The organism is Tissierella sp. (assembly GCF_031460495.1).
Lineage (GTDB): Bacteria > Bacillota > Clostridia > Tissierellales > Tissierellaceae > JAVKTS01.
The window spans coordinates 135,326-153,804 of sequence record NZ_JAVKTS010000005.1; the positions used below are offsets into that span (position 1 = coordinate 135,326).

Genomic DNA, 18,479 nt, shown 5'->3' on the forward strand with positions numbered 1-18,479 from the left:
CAGATGATAAAAAATAAGGTCGCTAAAAATACAAGCATTAAAAATGCAAGCACTAAAAATGAACAATTACAATTTATCTTATTCGGTATAATACTGGGATTGGTTCCAATACTGGCTAAAATAGGTATTTTAAAAACTAGTCATATAACCATTATAGGAGGAACATTAATATATGCAGTAGCAGCACTAGGTTTAAATATACTTCTAGGGTATTCAGGGTTAATTTCACTGGGAACATCAGGCTTTATGGGATTGGCTTCTTATATATCAGCTTATATAACGGTGAATTTAAACCTTCCATTTGAAGTAGCAATACTAGCAGCCATAATAGTACCTACCATTATTGGGGTATTAGTAGGATTGGTTTCACTTAAAATTGAAGGACTATACTTGGCCATTGCAACACTGGCAGTATCAGAGATTTTAAGGAAGACTTTCGAAGAATTTGATGTATTTACTAATGGATTTAGTGGTAAATCTGCTGGCTTCCCATTGTTGTTTGGTAGTATACAACTAGATAGAACTACAACTTATTATCTAATAGTTTTTGTATTAACCATAATTATGTTAATAACTTACAATATGATAAATGGTCAACTGGGTAGGGCATTAAACGCTATGAGAGGTAGTGAACCGGCTGCACAGGCAATGGGAGTAAACCTTTTAAAATATAGATTAGTAGCATTTGCATTGGCTACAATTTATGCATCTGTGGCAGGAGTATTATATGTACATTTTATTAGATTCTCATATCCGTCGATTTGGTCTTTAAAGCTGAGTTTAGATTTTTTAGCAATGATTATAATAGGTGGACTCAGATCTATTTATGGAACTGTACTTGGTGCATTTATAGTTTTCGCTGTACCAGATTTGTTTTTAAAGCAAATTCCATATTTTGATCAATTATCCTATGTTTTTAATGGAGTTTTAATAATATTAGTAATAATGTTTTATCCTAATGGCTTAATTTATATCGGCCATGATATTAAAGGATGGATAAAGAAACTGAGAAAGAGAGGATAATCATATGGATGGAGTAAAAACAATATCAGATGGAGTAGTATTAAGTGTTAAGGACCTATCTATTGCTTTTGGTGGTTTGAAAGCTGTTGACAATCTCTCTTTTGATATAAAAGAAAATGAAATATTTGGATTAATAGGACCTAATGGTGCAGGAAAGACTACGGTTTTTAACTGTATAACCCAATTTTATAGACCTGACTTAGGAACCATATTATTTAAGGATAAAAACAATAATATTTCAAGTCTTAGGGAACATAATGTTCATGAGATTATTGGCCTAGGGTTGGTTAGGACTTTTCAAAATATAGAATTAATAAGAGAATTAAGTATTTTAGACAATGTATTAATTGGTGCTCATACTGATTTTAAAGCCAGTATAGTATCTCAGGCATTAAAACTTCCTAAAGCTAGAAAAGAAGAGCGAGCACAGAAAGAGCATGCTGTAAAAATACTAAGAGATTTTGGCCTTGAAGATCGTAAAAATATGCTAGTAGCAGGACAACCTTATGGAATATTAAAAAAAGTTGAATTTGCTAGAACTCTAATGTGTGATCCAAAGCTTATTATTCTTGATGAACCAGCAGCTGGTTTAAATGATACAGAAACCATAGAGTTAGCAAAGACCATAAGAAAGATTAGGGATGAATATAATTGTTCAGTATTTTTAGTAGAACATGATATGAGGCTAGTTATGGATGTTTGTGATACTATTTGTGCTATTAACTTTGGAAAGTTCTTAGCCCTAGGAAATGCTAAAGAAATTCAAGGCAATAAAGATGTTCAGGCAGCATATTTAGGAAATGATGGAGATGAATAATATGAAAGAAACAGCTTTATCAATCAAAGGATTAAAGGTTAGATATGGTGCAATTGAGGCCTTAAAAGGTATAGATATAGAAGTTAAGGAAGGTGATGTAGTTGCTCTTTTAGGAGCAAATGGAGCTGGAAAGACCACTACCCTTAGAAAAATATCGGGAATTATAGATGGTGCTGAAGGAAGTATCTCTTTCTACGGTACTGAAATATCTAAAATGGAGCCTGATAAGATTGCTAAACTCGGTATTGCTCAATCACCAGAGGGAAGACAGATATTTCGTGACTTAACTGTTGAGGAAAACTTGAGAATAGGTGCATTTACAATCAAGGATAAAGAACAAATAAAGATGAACTTTGAAAGAGTATACAATTATTTTCCACTTTTAAAAGAAAGAGCAGATCAGATGGCCTCAACTCTTTCAGGCGGAGAGCAGCAAATGTTAGCTATTGGCCGTGCATTAATGAGCAGTCCTAAGATATTACTTTTAGATGAACCATCATTAGGATTAGCACCATTAATTGTTCAAGATATAATGAAAATTGTCAAGGAAATAAAAGAGGAGGGGACCACGGTAATAATAGTAGAACAAAATGCAGCGCAGACTTTAAAGATTGCAGATTATGCATATGTTCTAGAATTGGGTAAGATTAATACCCATGGTAAGGCAGCAGATTTAAGAAATGACCCAAGGCTTATAGAAGCATATCTAGGGTCCAACTAATTAATGCTAAGGCATTATAAAATTTAAGGGGGAATAAAAGTGAAAAAGAGTATATCTATTTTGTTAATTTTAGTATTGGTATTAGGTTTGGCTGCATGTACACAAACACCAAAAGAGGAATTACCAGCATCAAATGATAACACCACTGTTACACCAAAAGATGAACCTGCAAAAGAAGAAAAACAAGCACAAGGCGTTACTGACACAGAAATAATAGTTGCTAACAGTGCTGCTACATCAGGAGCATTTGCTCCAGTAGGCGTTCCTTTTAATGCAGGGATTGAAGCATATTTTAAAATGATAAACGATGCAGGTGGAGTTAATGGTAGAAAGATAACTTTCAAACATCAAGATGATGAATTTGACCCAGTTAAAGGAAAAGCTATATTATCAAACTATATAGAAGATGACAAAGTATTTGCTATAGTAGGACATTTTGGAACTCCTGTAGTAGGTGGAACTCTTGAAGATTTAAAAGAAGCAGGAATACCTGCAGTTTATTTTGCAACAGGTATAGGACAATTATATAATGATAATGCAGTAGGTAGAGATAGAAATATATTCCCAGTACAACCTATTTACAAAACAGAAGGTCAAATAATGGTTGCACGTGCTGTTGGAGACTTTGGTGCTAAGAAAATCGGTGTTATTTATACAAATGATGACGCTGGAAAAGACTTACTATGGGGTGCAGAGAAAAAAGCCAAGGAACTAGGCATAGAATTAGTGGCAGAACAAGTAACAGCTGGTGCTACAGACGTTTCTTCAGCAGTTACAACTATCAAAAATGCTAATGTAGACTTTATTATAGGAGCTGCAATTCAAGCTACAATTCCAACTATAATTAAAGAATTAGCTGCACAAGGTGTTAACAAAGATGTTATTACAACTTATGTAAACGTTGCTCCAGTTATAGCAGCATCAGTTGTGAATGAAATAGCAGGAAAATTTGATGTTTACGGTAACGGTTGGGTAAGTTTCGAAGGCGATAGAATGAATGCACTTGAAGAATTTGCAAAGCATACACCAGAATATGCTGATAATGCATATGCTATGACTGGTTGGATAGCAGCATCTTTCTTTACAGAAGGATTAAAGAGAGTAGAAGGAACAATTACTTGGGATAAGTATATGGACGCTTTAGAATCAGCTCCAATAAACAATCCATTTGGTGGATCAATAGACTTTGGAAATGGTCTAAGAGCAGGAACTCAAGAGATGAACCTGTCAAAAATTGTTCATACCAACCTTGATGGTCTTTGGGAAGTTACAAAACCACTTCAATCTATAGACGGTATTTTAGGCAACTAGTTAAAAGAATATTATAATGTATAGGCAGGGTAATCCCTGCCTATTATTTCAAGGGATTATGGAGGTTAATATGGACTATAAAGAGAAACTAATAACATTAGAACAAGCACTAGAATTAGTAAAATCGAATTATAATATTGTTACAGGCTTAGGTGCTACTGAACCTCAAGATTTTATGAATAATCTACACACCATAGGAGATAGAGTTAAGAATGTTACTATAACTAACTGTCTTCCTATGAACCATGGAGAATTTTTGAAACCAGAATATAAAGAGAGTTTTAATATAGATGGTTGGTTTTATTCGCCAACTTTAAGAAAAGCCCACTTAAATGGAAATATATCCTATATACCCAATCATTTACATCTGGCAGGTATAAAAAGGCTAGCCCATATGAAGCCAAATATATATGCAGGTAGTGCTTCGATGCCAGATAAACATGGGTTTATATCCCTGTCCCTTTCAAATACCTATGAAAAAAGAATGATGGAAGAGGCTGATATAATCATATTGGAGGTAAATCCTAACTATCCAAGAACCTTTGGAGATGTGGAAGTTCATTACTCGGATATAGATTATTTAATAGCCTCCAATTATGAGGTTCCAGCTTTACCTGATGTAGTAAGTAATGAAAAAGATATAATAATAGGAAACTTAATCGCAGAATATATTAATGATGGGGATTGTATCCAATTGGGTATTGGTGGAATTCCAAATGCAGTGACGGATGCATTAATGACGAAAAAGGATTTAGGCGTTCATACGGAAATGATGACATCTGGTATGGTAAAACTAGCACAAGCAGGGGTAATAAATGGTAAGAAGAAAAATCTTCACAAAGGGAAAATTGTATGTACATTTGCACTAGGAAATAAAGAACTTTATGAATTTTTAGATGATAATACTTCTGTTATGTTTTTAGATGGAAACTATGTTAATGATCCATATGTAATAGCTCAAAATGACAATATGGTATCTATAAATACCAGCATAGAAGTAGATTTAACAGGACAGTGTTGCTCGGAATCTATAGGACCTATCCAATTTAGTGGTACAGGAGGACAATCAGATACTGCCGTAGGTGCACAAAAATCAAAAAATGGTAAGAGTTTTATAGCGCTATATTCCACAGCTATGGTAAAGAATAAGGAAACAGGTGAAAGAGAAGAAATTTCTAAAATAGTACCTATGTTAAAACAAGGAGCTTATGTTACACTTTCTAGAAATGATGTAGACTATGTAGTTACCGAATATGGAGTAGTATCTTTAAGAGGAACTAATATTAAAGAAAGAGTTGAAAGGTTGATTTCAATAGCTCATCCAAAATTTAGAGATGAATTACTTGAAGAAGCACATAAAATAGGATTGATTTACGATATTTAGGAGGCTTATAAATGGCTATTTTAAATTATAACGGTAAGGATGTATACTATGAAGTCAATGGTGAAGGTAAGCCTATACTTTTATTAAATGGAATTATGATGAGCACTGCCAGTTGGGAATTTTTTAAAGATCCCCTATCAGACAATAATCAATTGATCCTTGTGGATTTTCTTGATCAAGGACAATCAGCAAAACTTGAAGGGGAATATACTCAAGAAGTTCAAGTTGATTTGATCTATGCACTATTACAAGAATTAAATATAGAAAAGATAAATATAGTTGGAATTTCCTATGGTGGAGAAGTTGCCCTTCAATATGCATTAAAACATGGAAGCACAATTGATAGATTAGTATTGTTTAACACTACAGCTAAGACTAATCCATGGTTAAGAGATATTGGTAGGTCATGGATGTTAAGCAGTGATGATCCACTAAATTATTATTTAACCACAATACCAATTATATATTCACCAAAGTTTTATAATGAGAATATTAAATGGATGGAAAATAGAAAGGAATTGTTAACAAAATATGTCTTTAATGATAAAGCTTTTATGGGCTCCATGGATAGGTTAACACTTAGTGCTGAAAACTACGATGTAATAGATAGGTTAGGTGAAATAGAAAATCACACACTTATAGTTGGTGCAGAACATGATGTTATCACACCTTTAGCCGAACAAAAGTTGTTAAATAAAGGAATAAAGAATTCTCAATTAATTATACTACCTGATACGGGGCATGGGGCAATGTATGAAAGACCATTATTGTTTACTAGTTTGATTTTAGGTTTTGTAAACAATACAAAATTGGAATATGGGATAGTTTAAAATCCAAAAAGGAAATACAAGAAGGTAGTAATAAGATAGAGCTACTAAATGAATTACAAAATAAAGATAAAACTTACTATAAAAGGGTATGGGATGCTGCAATATATAACTATGATAGATGCACTAGGAGGCTTAGTAAGAGTTATAACTGAGTCTTAAGGATTATTATGATATAAAATGTTATTATCGATATAGTAAAATAGTAAACCCCTTATTTTTTATGAACAACAGCCATAAGCATATATGCTTATGGCTGTTGTTTTTTTGTCAAAAATGCAATGTAACTAAATTGTAATTCTAATGTAACCAATTGAGGCAAAATATTTGTTATATTAGTACTATAAAGAATACCTACTAAAAAGGAGTGTTAATAAATGAGAAATTTTAAAAAATATATAGTATTGTCAATGGCAGCTTGTATTACATTAAGTCCAGTTTTAGCTAATGCTAATGATATAGTAGAGGAAGTGACTGTCATATCTGCCCCTATCAATAGTGAAGAAGAAATAAAAGTAAAAGATTATATTAAATATGAAGGGAAAATTACTAGTATCACTAAAAATGAAAAATATATATCTATTATGGTAAAGGATGACGCATCAGACCCATATAATGGGATGTTGTTTCATATAGACGAAGATGTTATTCTATTAAATGACAAAGCTATGGATTTTATATCTAAGGACTCATTTAAAGAAGGTCAGACTGTAACTGGATACTATAGCAAGGATACAATAATGTTGATGAGCTTACCAGCTCAATTATCCCCAGACCTTATTATATTAAATGAAGCAGAGGAGCCGGTTACCGTAGAAGTATCTAAATTTAATAAAGAGTTAATTTCTACTGATGGTATGCTAAAAATTAGTCCAACGGATACTACAATTATAACTGATAAAAATGGGAACAAGGTAGATAAGGAAGATTTAGTAGATAGAGATTTAATTGTTTTCTATACAATATCAACTAAGAGCATCCCAGCACAAACAGGACCAGAGAAAATAATTGTAATGGATAAAGAGGATACTGTATTAGAAGTAGAAACGCCAGAACCTGAAGTTATACAGGCTGAAGTATCAGTGCTTAATAAAGCATTGATAAATGAAAAGGAAATTACCTTAGATAAAGAATTATATAAAAATGAAAAAGATATTGTTATGGTACCACTTAGACAAATTGCTGAAACATTAGGATATGAAGTAAATTGGAATAATGACCTAAGGAAGGCAGAATTAACAAAAGGAGCACAATGGACAGCAGTAACAATTGGAGAAGACAATTATAGTTTTGCAAAAATGCTTGTAAGACTAGGCGCTGCTCCAGAAATTAAAGATTCAACCACCTATGTTCCGTTAAATTTTCTAGAAGAAATATTGAAGGTAAGTGTGGAAATACTAGAAGATGGAATGGTTAATATAGCTGAATAAGACGATCCTCCTTGTAGATGAGGGCATTTGCGGAAACGCAATGCCTTCATTTTTTTCCTTAAAATATGAATATGTAATTTTTGTTTTTTCCAACAAATTTCATTATTATATGTTAAAATAATATAATGTAAGGAAGATTAAATAACAGGAAGTGATAAAATGTATTCAGAATACTCTATGAAGGTAATAGAACATTTCATGAGTCCTAGAAATGTAGGTAGTATGAAAGATCCTGATGGAGAAGGGACCTATGGAGATTTGAAATGTGGGGATTCTTTGACTATTTACATTAAAGTCAAGGATAATATTATAGATAAGATTAGTTTTTTAGTATTTGGGTGTACTGCATCAATAGCAACATCAAGTATGATAACAGAAATGGCTAAGGGAAAGACCATAGAAGAAGCTATGGCAATAACTGAAAAAGAATTAATTGATGCCCTAGATGGACTACCACAATCCAAACTTCACTGCTCAGTCTTGGGAGTAAAGGGACTAAGAGCAGCAATAAATGATTATAAGGAGACGAACAATGCTAGATCTTAGATGGTTGATAAATTTCATAATGCCTGTGAGTCTAATAATATATGGATCAGTATATATTAAAAAGGCAGGAGGCAGTATTAGTAATTTTTTAGGATATAGGACTGTCCGATCCATGTTATCTGAAGAAACCTGGAAGTATGGAAACAGAAGAGCAGGGCAGATATGGATAAGATTAGGGTTGGGATTAATCATATTTTCTGCATTATATCTTTTGTTTATATCGAAAGATTTCTCCAAGCCAAGTTGGTTATTGGCAATAGTGTCAGTTTTATCAAGTATGGTATCTTTACAGACTGTGGATAAAGAATTAAAGGAAAAGTTTGATGAGAAAGGAAAGAAACTGGTATAATCTCATATATAAATTGCAATTTTCTTACCTGTTTATTATTAAATATATCTATACAAACCCATCTACTTATAAACATATATAATTGGTAGATGGGTTTTTTACATGATAAACTTAATATGTATGAACTAATATAAAGGGAGAGTGCAATATGAGACCACAAATAATGGAAGAAGTTGAAGGTTTAAGAGGTATAAATTCCGTAAAAATCAAGGAAGCACATGAAGCAGGTAAAAAAGTTGTAGGAATGTACTGTGTATTTTCTCCTTCGGAAATAGCCTTGGCAGCAGATGCGATTTCAGTGACCTTATGTGGTACTGCTCAAGGACCTATAGAGGATGCTGAAAAAGAACTACCAAGAAATTTATGTCCGTTAATTAAATCTAGCTATGGATTTGCAATTACAGATAAATGTCCATACTTCTATTTTTCAGATGTACTACTAGCAGAGACTACATGTGACGGAAAGAAAAAGATGTATGAATTGATGGGAAAAATAAAACCAATGCATATTATGAACTTGCCACAAACTGCTAATGATGAGGATTCATTAGAATCTTGGAAAAAAGAAATGGTTAAATTCAAAAACTTCTTAGAGGAGAAACTTGAAGTAGAGATAACAGATGAAAATCTAAGAGATGCTATAAAGCTTATGAATAGAGAAAGAAATGCAATGAAGAAACTACATAAACTAAATGCTCATAAGCCTGCTCCATTATCAGGTATGGATATGATGCTTGCTCAATGGCTAAAGGGATTTAATGTAGATAAGGAAGCAGGAATAGATTTAATTGAAAGATTAATAGCTGAAGTTGAAGAAAGAATGGCTAAAGGAATATATGCTTTTGATGAAACAGCACCAAGGATATTACTTACAGGATGTCCAATAGGCTCAGGTTCAGAAAAAGTATTAAAGGCATTAGAGGAGGCTGGAGCATCTGTAGTAGCTTTAGAAAATTGTACAGGATATAAGGGGTTAGATGTACTAGTAGATGAAGATGAAAATAAAGATCTAATGTTGGCTTTAGCAGAGAAATACTTATCTACACCTTGTTCATGTATGACAAATAACAACTCAAGATTAGACCTTATTGGAAGATTAGCTAAGGAATATGATGTAGATGGAGTAGTAGATTTAACTTGGCAAGCGTGTCATACTTACAATATTGAATCATTTACAGTGAAAAAATTTGTACAAGAAGAGTTAGATCTTCCGTTTATTCAAATAGAAACTGACTACTCAGATTCAGATACAGGTCAGGTAAAAGTAAGAGTAGAGGCTTTCTTAGAAACATTAGAAAGACCAGCTACTGCAAAATAGTAAAGGATGATATAAATGCATTATATTGGGATTGACATAGGGTCAACAGCTGCAAAGGTTTCTGTATTTGAAGATGATAATCTAATAGAGAACTTCACAATGCCTACAGGGTGGAGTAGTATAGAAACTTCAAAAGTTATAAAAGAAAGATTAGAAGAAAAAAATATTGTAATAGATGAATCAAAGGTTATAGCCACAGGTTATGGAAGGATTTCAGTACCCTATGCAAATAAAACTATTACAGAAATTACTTGCCATGGTAAGGGCACTTACTATTTATTGGGTAAGGACTCTACTGTAATAGATATAGGTGGTCAGGATACTAAGATAATTACCTTAGATAAGGGAAGAGTAACTAATTTTACCATGAATGACAAATGTGCAGCAGGAACTGGAAGGTTTCTGGAATTAATGGCAAATACTTTAGGGGTTAGTATAGATGAACTATCCAATATGGCACTTTCTGGAGAGGATATAAATATCACCAGTATGTGTACAGTATTTGCAGAATCAGAAGTCATAAGCCTTATAGGATCTGGGACAAAGAGAGAAAGTATAGCAAGGGGAATCATAAACTCCATTACAGGAAGAGTATATGCCATGTTACACAAGCATGGTACTAGTGATACTATATTTTTAACAGGTGGACTATGTGAAGTGGAACCCTTTATCAAACTTCTTTCTGAAAAGTTACAAATACAAGTTAAAACAGATTCCCTGGCAAGATATGCAGGCTCTATTGGAGCAGCCTTGTTGACTAAGGAACTATAATTTAAATGACACAGAGGAAGAGTCCTCTGTGTCATTTGTCGTAAAAAGACCAATTATTATGAATGTAGTTTCATATTAATTGGCTAATATATAAGTAGCATACAAACATCTAATATTTTTAGTATATCTAGGTTATCAGATTGCCAATTAATAAATAAATCATGTATTTCAGTCATGAATATTAGCATTTTACTGCAAAATCATTGTTAAAAAAGTAAATAACTAATATAATTGCCTTAAAGATAAAACTTTACTGTATTAATGCGCAACACTTATCCAATAAAAAAGAAAGGAGGACAGAAAAGTTACATAGCTTTTATGTTACATAGCTTTTATAATAAAATAAGGTGGTGGTATTAATGAAAATTATTAAAGAATTAGCTATAATAGTTGGAATCTTATTTGTAGCTCATGTTACTCAAATGATAACCAAAATACCTATTCCAGCCACAGTCTTAGGAATGATACTATTATTGATTTGCTTACTAACTGGAATGTTAAAGCTAGAGAGTATAGAAAATGTATCAAAGTTTTTTCTAGATCATTTAACTTTTTTATTTATTCCAGGTGGGGTGGGACTAATAGCATCGTTAGGATTAATCAAGGAGCAATGGCTGCCAATTTTAATAGTTATAGTTTTAACAACGGCGTTAGTAATAGCAGCTACAGGATCTACTGTGCAACTGCTTAAAGGTAAAAGAAAGGGGGTAGTTAAGTAATGGATTATTTAGATACTCCTATATTTGGATTTGTTCTTTCAGTTATTGCTTTTGAGATAGGTCTTTTTATAAGTAAAAAAACAAAAAAGGCCATATTCAATCCTTTAATTATAGCAATAGGTCTGATAATAATACTTTTATTATCTTTCGATATTGATTACGAAATTTACAATAAGGGTGGAAGTATAATTACTTTCTTTTTAGGACCAGCAACGGTACTTTTAGCAGTACCACTATATAAGCAAATAGAAAAATTAAAGGAAAGTGGCATCCCTGTAGTAGTGGGAATTGCAGTAGGGTGTCTTGTATCAATAGTTAGTATTTTCTATTTAAGCAAGGCATTTGGATTAGTTGATTCAATTGCAATATCCTTGATACCTAAATCTGTTACAGCAGCTATATCTAGAGAGATATCCGCTCAAATAGGAGGAATACCAGCTTTAACAGTGGCTGTAACAGTACTTACAGGAATTACAGGTAATATGATAGGACCCTCTGTATGTAAATTATTTAGAATTAAAGATGAAGTTGCAGTAGGTATAGCAATGGGAACAGCTTCCCACGCCATAGGAACTGCAAAGGCTATAGAATTAGGTGAAGTTCAAGGAGCAATGGGTTCCTTAGCAATAAGTGTAGCAGGCATAATTACTGTATTTTTAGCACCATGGTTATTTCAAATATTAATCTAAACTGGGGGTATAAAAATGTTAAAAAGAGCAAATGAGTTAAGACAAGATGTAGTGGTAAACTTAATGCAAGGAGAAGGAGAAATCAAAAGAACACACTTCTTTGAAGTAGATGATTTCTGTGGTCACGGTAGATTGTATGCAAAGCATGTAATAGAAGCAGGAAATTCTATAGGTTTTCACAAGCATGAAGGAGAGCAAGAAGCTTATTATATACTAAAGGGTAAAGCTCTTTACAGTGATAATGGAAATGAAATAGAGATTAAAGAAGGAGATTTTACTTTATGTCCAAGCGGAGAAGGACATTCAATCAAAAATATTGGAAATGAAGATTTAGAGTTTATTGGATTAATTATGAAGGCTTAGATAAAAAAGGAGGAATATAGAATGAAACTTAGAAAATTAGTTATGATACCAGGACCAACACCAGTAGTTAGGTCAATTCAAGATCAAATGGGAAGAGAAACTGTTGCTTTTGGAGACCCAGGATTTATAAATGATTACAAAGAATTGCTAAAAGATATGAAGGAATTATGGAAAACTGAAGGTGAAGTATTTGTAATAGCTGGAACGGGAACTCTTGCAATGGAAATGGGAATAGCGAATACTCTTAAAGCAGGAGATAATTTACTAATAGTATCAAATGGATTCTTTGGAGATAGATTTATAGACCTTGCAGAAAGAAAAGGTATAAATATAGATGTAATAAGCAGTGAATGGGGAAAAATTGTTCCTGTAGAAGAAATTGAAGCAAAACTTAATGAAAAGAAATATGCAGGCGTAACAGTGACTCATGTAGATACATCAACTGGTGTTTGTGCACCAATAAAAGAAATTGGTGAAATGTTGAAAAAATTCCCAGAGACAATGTATATTGTAGATGGAGTTTGTGCTACAGCAGCTGAGCCAGAGTATGTGGATGAAATGAATATAGATATACTAATTACAGGTTCACAAAAGGCCTTTGGTGTAGCTCCAGGACTTGCAATGCTATGGGCAGGACCAAAAGCATTGGAAAGAAGAAAAGAATTAGGAAAGATTCCAGAGTATTATATTGATTTTGATAAATGGCTACCAGTTATGCAAGATCCATCTAAATACTTTGCTACACCACCAATAAATATGATTTGGGCACTTAGAGAATCAGTAAATTTAATTAAAGCAGAAGGATTAGAAAACAGATATGAGAGACATAAGAAAAATGCTAGAGCAGTGCAAGCTGCCTTAGAAGCTTTAGGATTTACTTTGTTAGCAGACAAAGAGTATAGAGCAGTTACTTTATCTAATGTTTTATATATGGATGGAGTAAATGATTTAGAATTTAGAAAGGTTTTAGGAGAAGAAGGTGTTGTTGTAGCAGGAGGCTTGGCAGCTTATGCAGGAAAGATGTTTAGACTAGGACATATGGGTAATATAGATATTCACGACATGGTTTCCACAATAGCAGCTATAGAAAGAGCTTTATTTAGATCAGGAATTAAAGTAGAGCTTGGTAAAGGTGTAGGAGTATTAATGACAGAACTTCTTAAATAATATCTAGGGGATGGTTTTATACCATCCCCTTTTATGATTTTAAATCCTGTTAATATTCACTAAAAGGATATATAATATATAGTATAGGGAGTGAAAAGAATGCAGACTATATTTGTTGACTTAATTAATAGGGTTGGTATGATAATGATCCTTGCATTTCTAATGTCTAGAATAAAATTAGTCAAAAGGCTTTTAGCAAAAAAGGATATTGGATTAAAGGACAAACTAATTCTATCAATAATATTTGGGGTATTTGGCATATTTGGGACTTATATAGGAATAAATATAGATGGTGGACTAGCTAATTCCAGAGCAATTGGTGTATTCGTAGGAGGTATTCTAGGGGGGCCAATGGTTGGGATATTGGCTGGTATTATTGCAGGTACCCATAGGATGCTAATAGATATAAATGGATTAACCACTTTAGCCTGTACTACTTCTACTATTTTGACTGGTATAATGGCTGGGTCTATGAGCAAAATATATTATAAAAGTAATCAAAAATACTTAATAGCTACTGTAGGGGGAATATTAGCTGAGTCTTTACAGATGTTATTAATCTTACTTATTTCTAGACCCTTTATTGATGCCCTAGGAATAGTAAAAGTCATTGCAATTCCAATTATCATATTAAATGCTACAGGAATATTCGTTTTTATTGCAATAATAGATAATATATTTAAAGAAGAAGAAAGAATAGCTGCTAAACAAGCTCAAGTAACCTTAAAAATAGCCAATAGATCCTTTCCATATTTTATGAAAGGTTTCAATGAAGAAACAGCCTTACAAACATCAAAGATAGTACAAGAAATGACAGATATTGAAGTAGTCATATTTACAGATAAAGAGAGGATATTATCCTATGTAGGCTTATATGAGGACAATGAAAAAAGCAGGGGAAAGGAGATTAAGGATTTAACACAAGTGGTAATAGAAAGTGGATCTACCAGAGTATTAAATACAAAATTATCGGCTAGTAGTGAAAATAAACTAGGTTCAGCAATTATTGTTCCTCTTAAAGAAAACACTGAAACCATTGGTACCTTAACATTGTATAAAGAGAAAGAGGATTCCATTAGTCAGGTTGATTTAGAATTGGCCTTAGGATTAGGAGATTTGTTTTCAAGCCAAATAGCATTAAGCAAGTTAGAACATCAAAAGCAGCTTTTAGCAAAGGCAGAATTAAAAGCCCTCCAGTCCCAAATAAATCCACACTTTTTATTTAATTCAATTAATACTATAGTATCATGCACTGAATTAGAGCCTAAAAAGGCCAAGGATTTATTATTGCATCTAGGGGCTTGTTTCAGAAAGAATTTGCAACAGGGGCTAGAGGAAGTAAATTTATTTGAAGAAATAGAGCACATAAAATCATATCTTGAAATTGAAAAAGCCAGATTTGGCCAAAAACTAGAGGTAATATTTGATATACCTGATAATTTAGAATGTTACTTGCCCCCTTTAATGCTTCAACCCATAGTTGAAAATGCAATAAATCATGGGATATTTGAAAAATTAGAGGGAGGAATAGTAAAGATAAAAGCTATTGATGAAAATGAAACAACCGTCTTAAGTGTAGAGGATAACGGAGTTGGAATCAAGGAAGAAATCCTATCAAATTTATTAAATAATAATAAAAACAATGATTCCATTGGATTGGTCAATGTAAATAATAGATTGAAAAATAAATATGGAGATAGATATGGATTAGAAATAAATAGTCAATATTATGAAGGGACAACTGTAACAATGAAGATTCCTAAAATAAGGGAGGCTGAATATAATGTTGAGGTGTCTAGTTGTTGATGATGAAGAATATGCAAGACAAGGATTAATTTCATTACTAAAAGACTTTGAAGAGATAGAAGTAATTGGAGAGGCTGCCAATGGGTTTGAAGCCATAGAGAAGAATAGTGAGTTAAAGCCAGATTTAATCTTCTTAGACATTAGAATGCCTCAAATGAGTGGCTTAGAGGTTGCTGATATTATTATGAATGAGAAGAGTCCTGCCATAATCGTCTTTGTGACAGCTTATGATGAATTTGCAGTAAAAGCTTTTCAAGTTAATGCAGTAGACTATTTATTAAAACCTATAGCAAAGCCTAGACTAAGCCAAACCATTGAAAGAATCATAGGATTTAACAGCATGGAGAATGAAGGATATTTAAAGGATGTAGAGAAAATAGTCAGTGAGTTACGGAAAAATGAAAAGTATAAGCAGTCCAAGATATATGTTCATGAGAAGGACAAGATAATAGTTGTTAATCCTTCAGAGATTGTGTATATTAGCAGCTTAGAAGGATTTGCATATATAACAACCACCAAGGGAAAATTCAAATCTCGTATAACCCTAAATAATCTTGAAGAACAATTAAGATATCCCAACTTCTTTAGAGGTCATAGAAGCTATTTAATCAATTTAAACTACATTGAAAGTATAATTCCTTGGTACAATGCCACTTACGCAGTAGAACTAACAGGTGTAAAAGACAAAATACCAATTAGCCGAAGTAAATTAAATGAATTTAAAGATATAATGAAAATATAGTAATGACACAAGGGGACAGTCCCTCTGTGTCATTAAGATTAAAGGAGAGTTATATGTTCAATATAATAGAAGAAGTAAAAAAAATAGAAAATGAAATAATCAACTGGAGAAGAGAACTCCATAGAATACCTGAAATAGGCCTTAATCTGCCAAAGACTACAAAGTTTATAATGGATGAATTGGATAAGATGAAGATAGAATACCATACCTTGATCAATGGTAATGCCATAGTTGGTCTAATCAAAGGGGAAGAAAATGGAAAGACTATAGCCCTAAGAGCTGATATTGATGCTCTACCAATTAAAGAAGAAACTGGACTAGAGTTCGCATCCACTAATGGATGTATGCATGCATGTGGACATGATGGACATACTGCAATTTTATTGGGAGTAGCAAAGCTGTTAAATGAAAATAAAGACAGATGGAAAGGTAATGTAAAGCTATTGTTTCAACCTGGAGAGGAATATCCTGGTGGTGCAAAGCCTATGATAGAGGAAGGTGCTTTGGAAAACCCTGCAGTAGAGGCTGTAATGGGGCTTCATATGGGACAGTTATCGAATGATATTCCCCATGGTAAAATAGGAGTATCCTATGGCACTATGATGGCAGCAGTGGACAAGATATCAATCAAAATAATAGGCAAGTCTGGCCATGGAGCATACCCACACCAAGCCATAGATCCAATTATACCAGCTTCAGAAATTGTCCTAGCATTACAAAGCATAGTGAGTCGTGAGATAAATCCAACAGAAGCAGCAGTAGTGTCAATTACAAGAATTCAAGGTGGGTTTAACCAAAACATTATTCCAGATATAGTAGAACTAGAAGGATCAGTAAGGACAGTAAAGGAAGATACTAGACATAGAATAGCTAAGAGAATAGAAGAAATAGTAAAAGGTATAAGTGTATCACATAATGTCAAATATGAAATTGACTATGAATATTGCTACCCAGCATTAAAAAACTCAGAGGACTTTACAAAAGAGTTTGTAGAGTCAGCAAAGAAGATCATAAGTGAGGGAGATATTATAGAAATGAAAGCACCTGTAATGGGTTCAGAGGATATGTCCTTTTTCCTTCGAGAAGTACCAGGCACATTTTTCTATCTAAGTAACATTGGAGAAATAGACGGACAATCCTACCCACATCATAATTCGAAATTTGATATAGATGAAAAAGAACTGTGGAAAGGCACAGCTCTTATAGTGCAGGGAGCAATAGATTGGTTTTATAAGATAAAATAATATCACTATAACAATAGGGGTGTAAGCAAAAGATGAAAATGAAATATAGACTAATGCTGACATACGGATTGCTAGTTGCACTATCATTTATAATTGTCTTGGGGAACTTGTTAATTTTTAGAACCATGGAGAGTGATTCAAGCTTTGTAAACTACTCTGGAAAATTACGGGCAACAAGTTATAAAATGGCTCAACTATCCAATGTAATAATCAATGAGAAAGATAAAATAATAAAAGATGAATTAGAAAAAAGCATTCAATATTTTGATTCATTATTGACTAGCTTATATGATGGAAACCCCACCCTTGGAATGTCAAAACTAACTCACAAAGCTACCATAGAAAAAATGGAACATATAAAAACACTTTGGGATACTAGGTATAAAATAGCATATTCTTCAATTCTAAAGGATGAAGATACAAGTAGTCTAAGAATAATTAACGAAGAAGTTGGTATCTATGTTGATTTCATAGATAAAATGGTTACATCTTATTCTGAAAATGCAAGATTAAAAGTGACTCGCTCAAAATCCATAAATGGATTTATAAGTATTATTACAATAGTGGCAGCATTTTTATCCTTTAACTTTATAAATAATGGAATTAGAAAGCCGTTTGATTTGCTTATGAAGAATTTAAAGGAATTGTCTTTTGCAGATGCTGATTTAGCCAAAAAAATTGAAGCTATAAGTAACAATGAGATTGGCGTAATGGAAGGTTATTTCAATGAACTTATTTATGATTCTCTAACAAGGGTATATAACAGAAGGTCTGGATTATCTAAATTAAATCGTATGTTTCAGTATGATGATAGAAGACAATTTACTATTAGCTTATGTTTTATAGATATCAATGGCTTAAAGCAAGTTAACGATGTACTAGGGCATAAATATGGTGATGAGCTAATTGTTTCGTCTGTGGATATAATAAAAAACTCCATAAGAGAGCATGATTTCATTATAAGATTAGGTGGAGATGAATTTTTAGTTGTTTTTAATGGTATAAATGAGAATACTGCTGAAACTGTATGGTCAAGAATTGTTCAAGCTTATGATAAAATAAACCGAGAAGAAGGTAGACCTTATCTAATTAGTGTTAGTCATGGAATTGTAGAATATAATAACAAGCAAAAATCTGAGTTAGACAATCTAATAAAAGAAGCTGATGAAAAAATGTATTTAGAAAAACGAAAAATTAAAGAAGAGTTAAAGATAAATGTAATAAGATAGTGATGATACAAGGGGATAGACGG

At 32.7% G+C, this 18,479-nt stretch carries 19 protein-coding genes; all 19 read left to right on the forward strand.

Annotation, left to right across the window (positions count from 1 at the left end):
• Nucleotides 1-3 precede the first annotated feature (3 nt).
• The 19 genes from RIN63_RS12750 to RIN63_RS12840 all read left to right on the forward strand — a co-directional run bounded on the left by RIN63_RS12750 (nucleotide 4) and on the right by RIN63_RS12840 (nucleotide 18,456).
• Nucleotides 4-1,023, forward strand: a complete 1,020-nt coding sequence (locus RIN63_RS12750) for a branched-chain amino acid ABC transporter permease (protein ID WP_310445118.1) — start codon at nucleotides 4-6, stop codon at nucleotides 1,021-1,023.
• 4 nt (nucleotides 1,024-1,027) lie between these two features.
• A complete protein-coding gene (locus tag RIN63_RS12755; protein WP_310445119.1) occupies nucleotides 1,028-1,840 on the forward strand; it encodes an ABC transporter ATP-binding protein in 813 nt (270 codons plus the stop codon).
• 1 nt (nucleotide 1,841) lies between these two features.
• Nucleotides 1,842-2,561, forward strand: coding sequence for an ABC transporter ATP-binding protein (locus RIN63_RS12760; RefSeq protein WP_310445120.1), 720 nt, complete (start codon nucleotides 1,842-1,844; stop codon nucleotides 2,559-2,561).
• A 39-nt stretch (nucleotides 2,562-2,600) separates the two neighbouring features.
• Nucleotides 2,601-3,872, forward strand: a complete 1,272-nt coding sequence (locus RIN63_RS12765; protein ID WP_310445121.1) for an ABC transporter substrate-binding protein — start codon at nucleotides 2,601-2,603, stop codon at nucleotides 3,870-3,872.
• Between the two features lie 70 nt (nucleotides 3,873-3,942).
• Nucleotides 3,943-5,256: an acetyl-CoA hydrolase/transferase C-terminal domain-containing protein gene (locus tag RIN63_RS12770; RefSeq protein WP_310445122.1), complete on the forward strand. Its 1,314-nt coding sequence runs from the start codon at nucleotides 3,943-3,945 to the stop codon at nucleotides 5,254-5,256.
• A gap of 11 nt (nucleotides 5,257-5,267) precedes the next feature.
• Nucleotides 5,268-6,086 carry an alpha/beta hydrolase gene (locus tag RIN63_RS12775; protein ID WP_310445123.1) on the forward strand — a complete coding sequence of 273 codons (819 nt, stop codon included), beginning with the start codon at nucleotides 5,268-5,270 and terminating at the stop codon, nucleotides 6,084-6,086.
• Nucleotides 6,087-6,460: 374 nt separating this feature from the next.
• Nucleotides 6,461-7,513: a copper amine oxidase N-terminal domain-containing protein gene (locus tag RIN63_RS12780; RefSeq protein WP_310445124.1), complete on the forward strand. Its 1,053-nt coding sequence runs from the start codon at nucleotides 6,461-6,463 to the stop codon at nucleotides 7,511-7,513.
• A 177-nt stretch (nucleotides 7,514-7,690) separates the two neighbouring features.
• Nucleotides 7,691-8,059 (forward strand): iron-sulfur cluster assembly scaffold protein, encoded by a 369-nt coding sequence (locus tag RIN63_RS12785; protein ID WP_310445125.1) that lies wholly within the window; start codon nucleotides 7,691-7,693, stop codon nucleotides 8,057-8,059.
• Nucleotides 8,046-8,408: an SdpI family protein gene (locus RIN63_RS12790; protein WP_310445126.1), complete on the forward strand. Its 363-nt coding sequence runs from the start codon at nucleotides 8,046-8,048 to the stop codon at nucleotides 8,406-8,408. Before RIN63_RS12785 ends, RIN63_RS12790 begins: the two co-directional genes overlap by 14 nt.
• A gap of 148 nt (nucleotides 8,409-8,556) precedes the next feature.
• A complete protein-coding gene (locus tag RIN63_RS12795) occupies nucleotides 8,557-9,726 on the forward strand; it encodes a double-cubane-cluster-containing anaerobic reductase (RefSeq protein WP_310445127.1) in 1,170 nt (389 codons plus the stop codon).
• A gap of 15 nt (nucleotides 9,727-9,741) precedes the next feature.
• Complete coding sequence (locus tag RIN63_RS12800) at nucleotides 9,742-10,497, forward strand: acyl-CoA dehydratase activase (protein WP_310445128.1); 756 nt, start codon at nucleotides 9,742-9,744, stop codon at nucleotides 10,495-10,497.
• A gap of 359 nt (nucleotides 10,498-10,856) precedes the next feature.
• A complete protein-coding gene (locus tag RIN63_RS12805; protein ID WP_310445129.1) occupies nucleotides 10,857-11,216 on the forward strand; it encodes a CidA/LrgA family protein in 360 nt (119 codons plus the stop codon).
• On the forward strand, nucleotides 11,216-11,905 hold the full coding sequence (locus RIN63_RS12810) for an LrgB family protein (protein WP_310445130.1): 690 nt from the start codon (nucleotides 11,216-11,218) through the stop codon (nucleotides 11,903-11,905). The genes RIN63_RS12805 and RIN63_RS12810 overlap by 1 nt, the downstream gene beginning before the upstream one ends.
• A 15-nt stretch (nucleotides 11,906-11,920) precedes the next feature.
• Nucleotides 11,921-12,268: a cupin domain-containing protein gene (locus tag RIN63_RS12815; RefSeq protein ID WP_310445131.1), complete on the forward strand. Its 348-nt coding sequence runs from the start codon at nucleotides 11,921-11,923 to the stop codon at nucleotides 12,266-12,268.
• 21 nt (nucleotides 12,269-12,289) lie between these two features.
• A complete protein-coding gene (locus RIN63_RS12820) occupies nucleotides 12,290-13,435 on the forward strand; it encodes an alanine--glyoxylate aminotransferase family protein (RefSeq protein WP_310445132.1) in 1,146 nt (381 codons plus the stop codon).
• Between the two features lie 99 nt (nucleotides 13,436-13,534).
• The gene (locus tag RIN63_RS12825) at nucleotides 13,535-15,241 is read left to right on the forward strand and encodes a LytS/YhcK type 5TM receptor domain-containing protein (RefSeq protein ID WP_310445133.1); all 1,707 of its coding nucleotides are present in this window, start codon (nucleotides 13,535-13,537) and stop codon (nucleotides 15,239-15,241) included.
• Nucleotides 15,219-15,983 carry a LytTR family transcriptional regulator DNA-binding domain-containing protein gene (locus RIN63_RS12830; RefSeq protein WP_310445134.1) on the forward strand — a complete coding sequence of 255 codons (765 nt, stop codon included), beginning with the start codon at nucleotides 15,219-15,221 and terminating at the stop codon, nucleotides 15,981-15,983. The genes RIN63_RS12825 and RIN63_RS12830 overlap by 23 nt, the downstream gene beginning before the upstream one ends.
• A gap of 53 nt (nucleotides 15,984-16,036) precedes the next feature.
• Complete coding sequence (locus RIN63_RS12835) at nucleotides 16,037-17,227, forward strand: M20 family metallopeptidase (RefSeq protein WP_310445135.1); 1,191 nt, start codon at nucleotides 16,037-16,039, stop codon at nucleotides 17,225-17,227.
• Between the two features lie 32 nt (nucleotides 17,228-17,259).
• On the forward strand, nucleotides 17,260-18,456 hold the full coding sequence (locus RIN63_RS12840; protein ID WP_310445136.1) for a diguanylate cyclase domain-containing protein: 1,197 nt from the start codon (nucleotides 17,260-17,262) through the stop codon (nucleotides 18,454-18,456).
• The last annotated feature ends 23 nt before the right edge of the window (nucleotides 18,457-18,479 follow it).